This window comes from Serpentinimonas raichei (genome assembly GCF_000828895.1).
In the GTDB taxonomy this organism is placed as follows: domain Bacteria; phylum Pseudomonadota; class Gammaproteobacteria; order Burkholderiales; family Burkholderiaceae_C; genus Serpentinimonas; species Serpentinimonas raichei.
On the sequence record NZ_AP014568.1, the window covers coordinates 182,015 to 194,742 of the forward strand.

Here is a 12,728-nt window from a genome sequence, read left to right on the forward strand (position 1 = left end):
GCCAAAGGTGACGAAAATATCTAAAATTCGTTGCTTAGTCTGTCGGCCTCGTTTTGATTTGACCATGAACCCTGCCGAACCTTTACCTATCCTCAAATACCCCGACCCGCGCCTGCTGCGCGTGGCGCGCCCGGTGGCGGCCGTGGATGCGCGCGTGCGGGCCCTGACCGAGCGCATGTTCGCCACCATGTACGGGGCCAAAGGCATCGGTCTGGCTGCCACCCAAGTGGATGTGCACGAGCGCGTCATCGTCATTGACGTGAGCGAGGAGCGCAACCAGCCGCTGGTGCTGATCAACCCCGTGCTCGAATGGGCCAGCCCCGAAACGCGCAAAGGCGATGAGGGTTGCCTGTCGGTGCCGGGCGTTTACGACGGCGTGGAGCGCGCGCTGGCGGTGCGCGTGCGCGCCCTCGATGCCCAAGGGCACAGCCGCCTGATCGAGGCCGAGGGGCTGCTGGCGGTGTGCATCCAGCACGAGATGGATCACCTGATGGGCAAGGTGTTTGTCGAATACCTCTCGCTGCTCAAGCGCAACCGCATCAAGTCCAAGCTGCTCAAGGCCGCGCGCGAGGACGAGCGTGACAGCGATGGCGAACGCAGCACGGAACGCCCCGGGCAGCGCTCGGCGCAGCCATTCTGAGCAGCGGCGGGCCCATGCGGATCGTGTTTGCCGGTACGCCGGAGTTTGCGGCGCTGGCGCTGCGTGCCCTGCTCGCTGCCGGGCACGAGGTGGCGCTGGTGCTCACGCAACCCGACCGCCCGGCCGGGCGCGGCCTGAAATTGCAACCCTCGGCAGTCAAACAGGTGGCGCTGGCGCATGGCCTGCCTTTGGCGCAGCCGCGCAGCCTGCGCCTCGATGGCAAATACCCCGACGACGCCGCGCAAGCGCGCGCGGCGCTGCAACAGGCCGGTGCCGAGGTGGCGGTGGTGGCCGCCTACGGCCTGCTGCTGCCGCCCTGGGTGCTGGCGCTGCCGCGCCTAGGCTGCCTGAACATTCACGCCTCGCTGCTGCCGCGCTGGCGCGGCGCCGCCCCGATCCAGCGCGCCCTCGAAGCCGGTGACTTGGAGAGCGGCATCACCCTCATGCAGATGGACGCCGGGCTCGACACCGGCCCCATGCTGCTGCGCCAAGCGCTGCCGATCGCGGCCCACGAAACCGCCGCCAGCCTGCACGATAAGCTGGCCGAGCTGGGCGCGCAGCTGATCGTGCAGGCGCTGCAGCAGGCCCAAGCGGGCGGTTCGGGCACCCTGCGGCCGCAGCCCCAACCCGAGCAGGGCGTGACCTACGCCGCCAAGATCGACAAAGTCGAGGCGCTGATCGACTGGCGCGCCAGCGCCATGCAAATCGAGCGCCGGGTGCGCGCCTTCGACCCGGTACCGGGGGCCTACACGCTGCAGCAGGGCGAACCGCTCAAGGTCTGGGCGGCGCGGGTGTTGCCGCAGCCGCCTGCGCAGCCGCAGCCGGCCCAGCCGCCCGGCACCGTGCTGGCCGCCGACGCCCACGGGGTGCAGGTGCAGACCGGCGACGGCGTGCTGCTGCTGACCGAACTGCAACGCCCCGGCGGCAAGCGCCTGCCCGCCGCCGCGCTCTTGGCCGGCCATGCGCTGCCGGTGGGCACGGTGCTGGGCAGCCCCGCTCACGGTAGCATCAACTGATGTTCTGGCGCGCCGACCTGCGCCGCTGGCCCGAGTTCACCGAGGGCATGCGCGAGCAAACCAGCGTCACCGCCGGGGTGGCGGCCTGGGGGCTGATGACCGGGGTGGCGATGGTCACGGCCGGCCTGAGCCAGCTCGAAGCGGTGCTGATGACGCTGCTGGTCTATGCCGGCAGCGCGCAACTGGCGGCGGTGCCCTTGATGAGCGCCGGCGCGCCGCTGTGGGTGGTGCTGGCGGCGGCGTTTTGCGTCAACCTGCGCTTTGTGGTGTTTTCGGCGCACCTGCGGCCCTACGTGATGCACCTGCCGCTGCGCCAGCGCCTGCTCACCGGCTACCTCACGGGCGACTTGAGCTACGTCTTTTTTGCCCGCCGCTACCATCAGGTGGGCCACAGCCTAGAAGAAAAACAGCGCCAGCAAGCCTATCTGGCCGGGCACTGCTGCGTCAACTACGCCAGTTGGATGGGCTCCAGCCTGCTCGGGGTGCTGCTGGCGCACACCATTCCGATCGAGTGGGGGCTGGGTTTTGCCGGCATTCTGGCGCTGATCGGGGTCGGGTGTTCGCTCGCCACCTCCAAGCTGCGCGTGGTTTCGGCCGGGGTGGCCGGAGCGGCGGCGGTGGCGGCCTGGGCGCTGCCGCTCAAGCTCAACATCGTGGTAGCCATTGCGGCGGCGGTGGCTTTTTGCCTGATCCTCGAAGCGCACGGCCCGCGCGGGCCGCGTGGGCCGGGCGGCTTGGGGCCCACACCGGAGCCGCCCCGTGTTTGAAATCGACTGGCGCACCCTGCTGGCCATCGTCGCGCTGGCGCTGGTGACGGTGCTCACGCGCGGCTTTTTCTTCCTCAGCGAGCGCGACTGGAAGCTGCCACATTGGGCCGAGCGCGGCCTGCAATACGCCCCCATCGCCGCCTTGGCCGCCGTGGTGGCCCCCGAGGTGGTGATGACTCAAGGCCAGTTGATCGACACCTGGAAGGATGCGCGCCTGTTTGCCGCTGCTGCCGGGGTGGCTTGGTTTTTCTGGCGCGGCGGCGTGCTGGGCACCATCGTCTGCGGCATGGCGGTGTTTTTGCCGCTGCGCTTGGGGCTGGGCTGGTAAGGCCGGCTAGGCTGCGGCGCGATTCACTCGGGCAGCCCTTGGCTGCGGCAAGCCAACAGGCGCGTCAGCGTGTGCTCCAGGGCCAGGCGCTGCAGCGGCTTGCTCAAAAACCCGTCCATGCCGGCCGCCAGCGCCTGTTCCTCCGCCCCATTCATGACGTCGGCCGAGACGGCGATGATGGGCACCAGTCCGCGCGCACCGGGCAACTGGCGGATGGCTTGCGTGCAGGCGAAACCGTCCATCTCGGGCATGTGGATGTCCATCAGCACCCAATCAAAATCGTGCCGCTGGGCCAGTTCGAGCGCTTGCCGCCCGTTTTCGGCAAAGGTGGGCTGCAAGCCCATGCGCTCCAGCAACAGGGCCACAAACTTGCGATTGACCGGGTGGTCTTCCGCCACCAACACGCGCCGGCCCCGGCCCGTGGCGGGCGTGCCGACACCGACTTCGGCTGGAGCTGGAACTGGAGCGGCAGCGCTGGCCTGCGCCGCCTCGCAAACCGGGGCCACCCAGTGAAAGCAAAACACCGAGCCCTGCCCGGGCGTGCTGTCGAGCGCGATGTCGCCCCCGAGCAGGCGCGCCAGCGTGCGCGAAATCTCCAGCCCCAAGCCATTGCCGCCTTGGGGCCGGGTGCTGCTGCGATCGACTTGGGCAAAGCGCTGAAAAATTTGCTCTTTCAGCGCGGGGTCGATGCCGATGCCGGTGTCGCGCACCACCAGACGCCAATGCGCCAGCGCGCCTTGGCGTTGGCACTCCAGCGCAAGCGCCACCGTTCCACTGGGGGTGAACTTGATCGCGTTGCTCAGCAAATTGAGCACCACCTGGCGCACCCGCGTCGGGTCGGTCAGCACCCACGGCGGCAAGTCGGGCCCCAAGCTCAGGGGCAGGTGCAGATGCTTGCCCTCCCCCATGGCCCGCAGCGAGCGGTGGCACTGCTGCACCAGCGCAGCCACATCGACCGGCTCGGGTTGCAGCTCGATCTGTCCGGCGTCCAGTGCCGACAAATCCAGCAAATCGTTCAAAATCGACAGCAAATGCGCGGACGACTGCTGCGCGGTGTGCAGCTGGTCGCGCTGCGCCGGCGGCAGCGGGCCATCGAGCAGCAAATCGAGCATGCCCAACACCCCATTCAGCGGCGTGCGCAATTCGTGGCTCATATTGGCCAAAAACAGGCTCTTGGCGCGGTCGGCCTGCTCGGCAGCGGCCTTGGCCAATTGCAATTCGGCGTTGAGGCGCTGGAGCTGCGCGCGCTCGCGCTGCTGGCGCCCATGCCGCACCCACAAACCCGCGGCAGCCAGCAACAGCAGCAGCACCTGAAACGTCATGAGTAGGTTGAGCCAGCGCTGCTGCTGCCGCACTTGCGCCAGCTTGTCTTGCATCAGGTGCGTCATGAGGCTGTCGGCCGCCAGGCTCAGGGCCTGCACCTCGGGCCCCAACACCTGCATTTTTAGCAGCACATGGTGCAGCTCGGCTTGGTGGCGCACGGGGTCGGCGAGCAAGGGGTCGGCGTAGTCCAAAAAGGCCTTGATCTGGGGCGCAATGGCGTCGAACTCGGGGCGCTGGCGCATCACCTCGACCGTCGCCCCGCCGTGCAGCAGCCCGACTCGACTGGCAAAAATCTCGTGCCGCAGCTGCAACTGCGACCAGTCGGCCTGTTCGGGCTGCGCCAGACTCAGATGGATCTGGTTGCGCAGCCGCAAAAACTCGCGTTCGAGTTGAAACGTGAGGGCGGTGATGGAGTCTGCCTGCAGGCGCGCGGTGTCTTCCACCGCCTGGGTTTGGCGCACAAAAAGCGCCATCATGACGGTCAGGCCGACCGCCATGACGAACGTGGTCAGGGCCAGCCAAAAAACGAAACGGCTGCCACCAACGGGCCTGTCCAAACCGGCCGCAACGCTCATTCGATCACTTCGATCGACCGCAATTGCCAGATCGAGCGCTCGTAAAAACGCGCATGTTGCAACTGCGGATCGGAATCGAAGGGGTAGATCACAAACAAGGGGCCGCGCGTGCGCACCGGCATCGGCTGCTCGTTCATGCGCGTGGCGATGATGACGTCAAAGTCGCGCGCATCTTGCAGCGGGAGGGTGATGCGGTAGTCGTTGAGGGCGGTGGCATGCAGCCGCTGGCCGCGCGCCTGCACCAGCGCCAGCACGTCGCGCAGCAACGGGCCGCTAAAGCGCACCACGCCCGGCTCCCACGGGGTGCGGGTGGCAAAGCGGTGCTGCGGCAGGGCTTCGAGCATGGCCATGTCGAACACCGCTGCCCCGCCTTGGTTGCTCACCCCAATCTGCCCGCTGATGGTCAGCACCACCCGATCGCGCGGTCGCTCCAAGGCCTGCACTTGGGCCGAAAAAACGGCAAGCAAGCCCAAACCCACACAAAATCGAAAGCAAAGCGTGATAAAAACTTTCATGGCGTATGCGGAAAATTGAGGATGGAAGTTATTTTAGTCAAGCTTCTTGCTTTTGCCATCGGTTGCAGCCCCTAGGGAGGCTAGGAAGGCGCCGGCGGCTTGGTGGCGCTGGCTGCCGCTTGGGCGCGCTGGGCAAACTCGGCCCGCAGCGCACGCAGCTTGGCGCGCGGGTCTTCGCGCACGCTGGCCGCGTCGAGCTGCATCTCGGCAATGAAGCGGCTGGGCTGCGCCGGCACCGTTTCGCGCCCCTTTTTGCGCCGCTTGAGCCAGCTCACCACCAGGGTGTGCTGGGCGCGCGTGATGCCCACGTACATCAGACGCCGTTCTTCCTCTAGGCGCAGCGCCAGCGCGGCGGCGTCGTCGTCTTCGGGGCGCATCGGCAGCAGCCCTTCGTTGACGCCCACCAACTGCACGTGCGGCCACTCCAGCCCCTTGGCGGCGTGCAGGGTCGAGAGCGTGACCACGTCCTGCTCCTGCTGGCGCTCTTGCAAGGTGGTGATGAGGGCCACGGTCTGCGCCACGTCGAGCAGGGTTTGCTGCGCGCGCTGCTTGGCACCCTTGGTGGCGCTGGCGGCGTTGGCCGTGGCCGCGTCCTCTGACACCGGGGTGGCGCAGCGCTGCGCCATCCAGTCGCAAAAATCGAGCACGTTGCTCCAGCGCGCGCTGCCTTGCTGCGGGCTGTCGGCGTGGTCGAGCAGGTGCTGCTGGTAGCCGATGCCTTGCAGCCAGTCGGCCAGCAGGGCCGCCGCCGCCTCTTGGCCGTGGCAGTGGCGGGCGCGGTATTGCAAATCCGACAGGCAGCGCCCGAATTCGTGCAGCGTGGCGATGGCGCGCGCGCCCACCGCCGCGCCCAGCGAGTGCGCAAACAGGGCTTCGTAGAGGCTGAGCTTGTATTGGCTGGCAAAGGCGCCGAGCTGTTGCAGCGTTTGGTGCCCGATGCCGCGCTTGGGGGCGGTGGCGGCGCGCAGAAAGGCCGGGTCGTCGTCCGGGTTGGCCAGCAGGCGCAGCCAGGCGCACAGGTCCTTGATTTCGGCGCGCTCAAAAAACCCGGTGCCGCCCGACACCTGATACGGAATCTGCGCCTTGCGCAAGGCGGTTTCGATCGGGCGCGACTGGTGGTTGGCGCGGTACAGCACGGCAAAGTCTTTGTAAGCCTTGTGTGCGCTGTCGGATGCCGGGCCGCGCAGGCTCTGGATGCGCGCCACCACGCGCTCGGCCTCGTGCTCCTCGTGGTCGCAGGCTTGCACCCGCACCGGCTCGCCCTCGCCCAGTTCGCTCCAGAGCCGCTTGGGGTAGAGCTTGGGGTTGGGGGCGATGACGTGGTTGGCGGCGCGCAAAATGGCGCCGGTGGAGCGGTAGTTCTGCTCCAGCTTGATCACTTGCAGCGCCGGAAAATCCTGCGGCAAGCGCTTGAGGTTGTCCAGCGTGGCGCCGCGCCAGCCGTAGATCGATTGGTCGTCGTCGCCCACGGCGGTGAAGTGTGCGCGCGCGCCCACCAGCAGCTTGAGCAGCTCGTACTGGGTGGCGTTGGTGTCTTGGTATTCGTCGATCAGCACGTGGCCGAGCTGCGCCTGCCAGCGCGCGCGCACCTCGGGCTGGCGTTGCAGCAGCAGCAGCGGCAGGCCGATCAAGTCATCGAAATCCACGCTCTGGTAGGCCGCCAGCCGCTCCTGGTACTTGGCCATGACGAGGGCGATCTGGCGCTGCGCTTCGTCCTTGGCTTGGGCCAACGCCTGCGCGGCATCGAGACCGGCGTTTTTCCAGCCGCTGATGGTCCACTGCCAGTGGCGCGCCGTGACCGAATCGGTGCTGGCGCCGCAGTCTTTGAGCAGCGAGGCCACGTCGTCGCTGTCGAGGATCGAGAACTGGGGCTTGAGGCCCAGCGCCGCGCCGTCCTGGCGCAGCAGCCGCACCCCGAGGGCGTGAAAGGTGCAGATCAGCACCTGCTGCGCGGCACGGCCAGCCAGCGCGCGGGCGCGTTCGCGCATTTCGGCGGCGGCTTTGTTGGTGAAGGTGATGGCGGCGATGCGCTCCGGGGCCAGCCCGTGCTGGATCAGGCGCGCGATCTTGTGCGTGATCACGCGCGTCTTGCCCGAGCCGGCCCCGGCCAGCACCAGGCACGGGCCGCCGAGGTGCGCGACGGCCTGGAGCTGGGCGGGGTTGAGGCCGGAGGACATGGGGTGGGTGGGGAATGCGGGGGTGTGCAGGCGGGGTAGAGCGGCGATCATATGCGGCCCCAGCATCAGCATCAGCATCAGCGCATCAAGCTGCTCTGCCCAACCCTTGATCCGTTCGCCCTGAGCTTATCGAAGGGCCGCCAAGCACCAAGCACCACGACTTGCAGCGACAATCAGCCGCGTGTTTGACATCCTGCTCGTCACCTTTCCCTTTTTTGCCCTGGTGCTGGCCGGTTACGCCGCCACGCGCCGGGGCTGGCTGGCCCTGAGCGCGATTCCGGGGCTCAATGCCTTCGTGCTCTACTTTGCCCTGCCGGCGCTGCTGTTTCGCTTTGGCTCCACCACGCCGATCGCGCAACTGCTGGACGCGGCGGTGTTTGGCATCTATCTGCTGGTGGCGCTGCTGCTGGTGGCGCTGGTGGTGTGGCTGTCGCGCCGGCGCGGCCTGAGCTGGAACGACGCCGCCTTTGGCGCGCTGGTGGTGGCCTTCCCCAACACCGGCTTCATGGGCGTGCCCTTGCTGGCGGCGCTGCTGGGGCCGCACAGCGTGGGCACGGTGATGGTGCTGATCGTGGTCGATATGGTGCTCACCAGCTCGCTGTGCATTGCCTTGTCGCGCCTGAGCGGGCAGGCCGGCGGGGCGCTGGCGGCGGCCGGGCAGGCGCTGCGCGGGGTGCTGGCCAACCCCATGCCGTGGGCGATCGTGCTCGGCGCGCTGGCCTCGGCCTACGGCTTGCAGCTGCCCGGGCCGTTGCAGCAAACGGTGTGGCTGCTGGCGGATGCGGCCACCCCGGTGGCGCTTTTTACCCTGGGCGCGGTGCTGGCGCGGGCCTATCTGCAAACTGCGGCGCTTGATCAGGCTCAGGCGCAGCCGACGCGGGTGCAGGCACTGGCCGAGCCGCTGCAACTGGCGCTGCTCAAGCTGCTGCTGCACCCGCTGCTGGTGTGGCTGGTGGGCACGGGGGCGATTGCGCTGGGCGTAGCGCTCGATCCCTTTGCCCTGACGGTGATGGTGCTGGTCGCCGCGCTGCCCAGCGCCAGCAACGTGGTGCTGCTGGCCGAGCGCTTCGGGGCCGACAGCGGGCGCATCGCGCGCATCATCCTGCTCTCGACCGCGCTCTCATTCCTCAGCTTTGCGGCGGCGGTGGCGTGGCTGGGGCCTTGAATGCGGATCTTGGATTTTGGGTTTTTTAGCCTGATTGCGTGATAATCTTGAACACGTATTCATTCGGAGCCTGTGCTGTGACCACTTCGATTCGACTAACCCCCGAAACCGAGCAAAGGCTCGATTACTTAGCCTCCCACACTGGGCGCAGCAAGGCTATGTGCCTGCGCCAGATCATTGAGCAGGGGCTCGATGAAATGGAGGATTACTACCTCGCCGCCGAAGTGCTGGAGCGGGTGCGCAAAGGCCAGGAGCCGGTGCACAGTGCCGCCGACTTAAGAAAAGACCTTGGTCTGGACACTTGAATACGCCGACAGCGCCAAGTCGGCTTTGCGCAAGCTCGACCCCCAAACGGCGCGGCGCATACTCGACTTCATGGACGAGCGCATAGTGGGCCAGCAAAACCCACGCCGCAGCGGCAAAGCCTTGAGCGGCCCGCTGGGGGCGTTCTGGTGTTATCGGGTGGGCGCTTGTCGGGTGATTTGCGACATCAAGACTCCAACCTGCGGGTGCTGGTGCTTCAGGTAGGCCACCGGCGCGAGGTCTATCGCTAAGGCGCGCACCGCACCGTGGCGCCGCTACAGGCTGACCGGGTCCACGTCGATGGCCCAGCGCAGCAGGCCGCGCCCGGCGGGCTGGCGGCGCAGCGCGTGCAGCAGCGGCTGCCAGGCATTCAGGAAGGCTTGCAGCGCCGGGCGTGAGGGGCTCTCCAGCAGCATCTGGGCGCGCTCGACCCCGGCCACGCGCTGCACCGTGAGCGGCAGCGGCGGGTAGAGCGTGAGCTGCGCCAAGCCCGGCAGACCAGCGGCTTGCGCGGCGGCATGGGCCGCTTGCAGCCACGCCTGCGCCGTGGCCTGGCTGCGGGCTTCGGCGCGCAGCAGCGCCTGGAAACTAAAGGGCGGCATTTGCGCGCTGGCGCGCTCGCGCAGTTGCTGCGCCGCAAAGGCCGGGTAGTCGTGGCGCGCCAGCGCCGCAAACAACGGATGCTGCGGGTACCAGGTTTGCACCCACAGTTCCACTGCGGCCTGCTGCGCGGCCACGAAAGCGGCGTCGCGCCCGGCGCGCCCGGCGGCTTGCAGCAGCAGCGCAAACAGGCGCTCGGGGGCGCGGTAGTCGCTAGAGAACAAGCCGCTGTCCACATTCAGGCCCGCCACCAGCGTGATGCGCCTAAAGTCGTGCCCCTTGGCCACCATCTGGGTGCCCACCAGCACATCCACCTCGCCCTCGTGCATTTGGCTCAGGCGCTGGTGCAGGCTGCCCTTGGCGCGTGTGCTGTCGGCGTCCAGCCGCGCCACCCGCACCGGGCCGCCATCGGGGCGGCGCGCCTCGGCCAGCAGCTCGCCCAGGTGTTCCTCCACTTGCTCGGTGCCGCGCCCGACCGGGGCGATGTCGAGGTTGCCGCATTCGGGGCAGGCGCGCGGCACCCGGCTGGCGTGGCCGCAGTGGTGGCAGCGCAGGCTGCGGTCGATCTTGTGAAACACGGCGTGTGCGCTGCAGTGCGGGCAGTCGCTTTTCCAGCCGCAGGCGTGGCAGGCCAGCACCGGGGCATAGCCGCGCCGGTTCAGCAGCACCAGGCTTTGCTCGCCGCGCGCGGCGCGCTCGGCCAGCGCCGCCAGCAGCGGTGGGGCAATCAGGCACTGTTTGGGCTGCTGGTTCAGGTCCAGCAGGCGCAACCGGGGCAGCACCGCCCCGGCGATGCGCCCCGGCATGTGCAGCCGCTGGTAGCGCCCTTGCTCGGCGGCGTGCCAGCTCTCCAGCGCCGGCGTGGCCGAGCCCAAGATGACCTGACAGCGCGCCGTGCGCGATTCGAGCTGCGCCCGGTACACCGCCAGATCGCGCGCCGAATAACGGGCGCCGTCTTGGCTTTTGTAGCTGGGGTCGTGCTCTTCATCGACCACGATCAGGCGCAAGCGCGGCAGGCTGGCAAAGATGGCCATGCGCGTGCCCAGCACGATGCGCGCCTGCCCGCTGTGCGCCGCCAGCCAGTGGCGCAGCCGCTGCGCCGGGGTCAGGCCGCTGTGCAAGGAGGCCACCGTGTGCGCGCCAAAGCGCTCACAAAAGCGCGCCTCCAGTTGCGGCGTCAGGTTGATCTCGGGCACCAGCACCAGCGCCTGCGCCTGCGGGTCGCGCTGCAGCAGCGTTTGCGCGGCGCGCAAATAGACCTCGGTCTTGCCGCTGCCGGTGGCTCCAAACAGCAGCACTGGTTGCGTGCCTTGCTCCAATGCGGCCAACACGGCGGCCTGCTCTGGGCTCAGGTCGGGCATGGGAGCGGCCCAAGACGGTGCCTCACCCTCCCCTGCGCCTGCGAAGGCCACACCCTCCAGCTTTTTCAAGCGCCGCTGCAAGGCGGAGGCGTCGAGCTCGCGCAACTGGGGCGGCAGCGCCGCCAGCGCCACTTCGCCCAGCGCGCGCTGGTAGTAACGGGCAGCAAACTCGAGCAGCGCGCGCCAGTTGGCCGACAAGGGCGGCAAGGCGGCAAAGGCTTCCAGCACAGGCCGCAGGGAGCCAGCCACCAAACCATCGGGGGGCTGCAAGCGCACCCGCCAAACAATCCCCAGCAGCTCGCGCGTCCCCAAGGGCACGCGCACCAAAGCCCCCTCCTGCAGCAGCTCAGGGCTCCAGTAGCTCAGGCTGTCGCCCAGCCCGCTGTGGGCTGGGGTGGCCAGCACCACCTCGACCCAACAAGCTGCAATTGGCGGCGAAAGTTCAGTCATGGCGTTGAAAACGAGGCCAAGTCTCTGATTCCCTTGAGGTTGCCACAGTTGCTCAGCGCTTCTGTGGATAACTTTGTGGATAGCCCTTGAATCGGGCCACCAAGAGCTTGAAAATCAAAGCCTTGACTGCGCTGCCCAGAAAACAGGCAGCCGGTCAAGGCCTAATCAGATCAATGGGTTGCACCATAAGACCGAGGCGTCTAAGGTTGTCCCGGGGGTTTGGGCCGGTTTCTGCGACGCCCCCAAAATTTGTGCATAAGGCACGCCACCGGCTTGTTTCAGGCTCCCTTTTTGTGTTAGCTCAAGCCCCTCTGGCAAGCGCTCCACTCAAGCGCGCAGGCGCATCTGGCGCGAGTGTCCATGCACCGCCTCAACCAGCGCCTGCACGCTCTCGGGCGGGGTGTGCTGGCTGATGCCGTGCCCGAGGTTGAAAATGTGGGTCGGGCCGGGGCGGCTGGTGTCGGTGTGCGGGGCGCCAAACTGCTCCAGCACCCGCACCGCCTCCGCCGCCACCTGCTCGGGCGTGGCAAAGAGCGCATTTGGGTCTAGGTTGCCTTGCAGCGCCTTACCCGGGCCACCCGCCACACCGCCCACCGCCGCGCGCGCCTTGCCCAAGTTGACGGTCCAGTCCAGCCCCAGCACCTCGCAGTCCAGCGCCGCCATTTCGGCCAGCCACAGCCCGCCGCCCTTGGTGAACACCAGGCGCGGGATGCGCTGCCCGGCGTGCTCACGCGGCAGTTGCGCCAGCACGCGCGCGGTGTAGGCCAGGCTAAAGCGCTGGAACGCGCCGTCGGCCAGCACCCCGCCCCAGCTGTCGAAAATCATCACCGCCTGCGCCCCGGCCTCGATCTGCGCGCGCAGGTACAGCGCCACCGCGTCGGCGTTGAGCTCCAGAATGCGCTGCATCAAGTCTGGGCGCCGGTAGAGCATGGATTTGACCAGCCGGTAGTCGTCGCTGCCGCCGCCCTCCACCATGTAGCAGGCCAGCGTCCAGGGGCTGCCGGAAAAGCCGATCAGCGGCACCCGGCCGGCCAGTGCGCGCCGGATCGAGGTCACGGCGTCGAACACATAGCGCAGCCGCTCCATGTCGGGCAGCGCCAGCGCCGCCACGTCGGCCTCGGTGCGCAGCGGGCGCTCGAATTTGGGCCCCTCGCCTTGGGCAAAGCTCAGGCCCAAGCCCATGGCGTCGGGCACGGTGAGGATGTCGGAAAACAAGATCGCCGCATCCAGCGCGTAGCGCTCCAGCGGCTGTAACGTGACTTCGGTGGCGTAATCCGGGTTGGTGGCCAAGCCCATGAAGCTGCCCGCGCGCGCCCTAGAAGCGCGGTACTCGGGCAGGTAGCGCCCGGCTTGGCGCATGAGCCAGATTGGGGTGTAGTCGGTGGCCTGGCGCAGGCAGGCGCGCAGGAAGGTGTCGTTTTGCAAGGGGGCGTAGGCGGTGTTCATGGGGTCGATTGTCGCGCAGCGCGCGGGGTGCCGAGCCAGTGTGTCCCACCGCCAAAACCAGC

At 68.0% G+C, this 12,728-nt stretch carries 11 protein-coding genes; 6 read left to right on the forward strand and 5 right to left on the reverse strand.

Features of this window, described 5'->3' with window-relative positions; all coding sequences use genetic code 11:
• Window positions 1–64: 64 nt before the first annotated feature.
• Genes def through SRAA_RS00865 form a run of 4 tightly spaced genes read left to right on the forward strand, consistent with a single transcriptional unit; the run spans window position 65 to window position 2,751 of the window.
• Window positions 65–640, forward strand: a complete 576-nt coding sequence (gene def / locus SRAA_RS00850) for a peptide deformylase (protein ID WP_045530398.1) — start codon at window positions 65–67, stop codon at window positions 638–640.
• 14 nt (window positions 641–654) lie between these two features.
• Window positions 655–1,656, forward strand: coding sequence for a methionyl-tRNA formyltransferase (fmt, locus tag SRAA_RS00855; RefSeq protein ID WP_045530400.1), 1,002 nt, complete (start codon window positions 655–657; stop codon window positions 1,654–1,656).
• Window positions 1,656–2,423: an AzlC family ABC transporter permease gene (locus SRAA_RS00860; protein WP_045530402.1), complete on the forward strand. Its 768-nt coding sequence runs from the start codon at window positions 1,656–1,658 to the stop codon at window positions 2,421–2,423. The genes fmt and SRAA_RS00860 overlap by 1 nt, the downstream gene beginning before the upstream one ends.
• Window positions 2,416–2,751, forward strand: a complete 336-nt coding sequence (locus SRAA_RS00865; protein ID WP_045530404.1) for an AzlD domain-containing protein — start codon at window positions 2,416–2,418, stop codon at window positions 2,749–2,751. The genes SRAA_RS00860 and SRAA_RS00865 overlap by 8 nt, the downstream gene beginning before the upstream one ends.
• 23 nt (window positions 2,752–2,774) lie before the next feature.
• Here SRAA_RS00865 and SRAA_RS00870 read toward each other — a convergent pair whose 3' ends face one another.
• From SRAA_RS00870 to SRAA_RS00880, 3 genes are all read right to left on the reverse strand, one after another.
• Window positions 2,775–4,649 (reverse strand): ATP-binding protein, encoded by a 1,875-nt coding sequence (locus SRAA_RS00870; RefSeq protein ID WP_052467427.1) that lies wholly within the window; start codon window positions 4,647–4,649, stop codon window positions 2,775–2,777.
• Window positions 4,646–5,164, reverse strand: a complete 519-nt coding sequence (locus tag SRAA_RS00875) for a putative pterin-binding protein (RefSeq protein ID WP_082039827.1) — start codon at window positions 5,162–5,164, stop codon at window positions 4,646–4,648. The genes SRAA_RS00870 and SRAA_RS00875 overlap by 4 nt, the downstream gene beginning before the upstream one ends.
• An 80-nt stretch (window positions 5,165–5,244) precedes the next feature.
• The gene (locus tag SRAA_RS00880; RefSeq protein ID WP_045533000.1) at window positions 5,245–7,341 is read right to left on the reverse strand and encodes an ATP-dependent helicase; all 2,097 of its coding nucleotides are present in this window, start codon (window positions 7,339–7,341) and stop codon (window positions 5,245–5,247) included.
• Window positions 7,342–7,522: 181 nt separating this feature from the next.
• Between SRAA_RS00880 and SRAA_RS00885 the strand changes: the two genes are divergently transcribed.
• Window positions 7,523–8,506 (forward strand): AEC family transporter, encoded by a 984-nt coding sequence (locus SRAA_RS00885; RefSeq protein ID WP_045530406.1) that lies wholly within the window; start codon window positions 7,523–7,525, stop codon window positions 8,504–8,506.
• 77 nt (window positions 8,507–8,583) lie between these two features.
• The gene (gene relB, locus SRAA_RS00890; protein ID WP_045533002.1) at window positions 8,584–8,811 is read left to right on the forward strand and encodes a type II toxin-antitoxin system RelB family antitoxin; all 228 of its coding nucleotides are present in this window, start codon (window positions 8,584–8,586) and stop codon (window positions 8,809–8,811) included.
• 273 nt (window positions 8,812–9,084) lie between these two features.
• Here the strand turns inward: relB and priA are convergent, their stop codons facing one another.
• A complete protein-coding gene (gene priA / locus SRAA_RS00895; RefSeq protein ID WP_045530408.1) occupies window positions 9,085–11,220 on the reverse strand; it encodes a replication restart helicase PriA in 2,136 nt (711 codons plus the stop codon).
• Window positions 11,221–11,547: 327 nt separating this feature from the next.
• Complete coding sequence (hemE, locus tag SRAA_RS00900) at window positions 11,548–12,666, reverse strand: uroporphyrinogen decarboxylase (protein ID WP_045530410.1); 1,119 nt, start codon at window positions 12,664–12,666, stop codon at window positions 11,548–11,550.
• Window positions 12,667–12,728 lie beyond the last annotated feature (62 nt).

Coding starts and splice junctions, on each gene's coding strand:
- def (WP_045530398.1), top strand. CDS start 65: ATGAACCCTGCCGAACCTTTACCTATCCTCAAATACCCCGACCCGCGC.
- fmt (WP_045530400.1), top strand. CDS start 655: ATGCGGATCGTGTTTGCCGGTACGCCGGAGTTTGCGGCGCTGGCGCTG.
- SRAA_RS00860 (WP_045530402.1), top strand. CDS start 1,656: ATGTTCTGGCGCGCCGACCTGCGCCGCTGGCCCGAGTTCACCGAGGGC.
- SRAA_RS00870 (WP_052467427.1), bottom strand. CDS start 4,649: ATGAGCGTTGCGGCCGGTTTGGACAGGCCCGTTGGTGGCAGCCGTTTC.
- SRAA_RS00875 (WP_082039827.1), bottom strand. CDS start 5,164: ATGAAAGTTTTTATCACGCTTTGCTTTCGATTTTGTGTGGGTTTGGGC.
- SRAA_RS00880 (WP_045533000.1), bottom strand. CDS start 7,341: ATGTCCTCCGGCCTCAACCCCGCCCAGCTCCAGGCCGTCGCGCACCTC.
- priA (WP_045530408.1), bottom strand. CDS start 11,220: ATGACTGAACTTTCGCCGCCAATTGCAGCTTGTTGGGTCGAGGTGGTG.
- hemE (WP_045530410.1), bottom strand. CDS start 12,666: ATGAACACCGCCTACGCCCCCTTGCAAAACGACACCTTCCTGCGCGCC.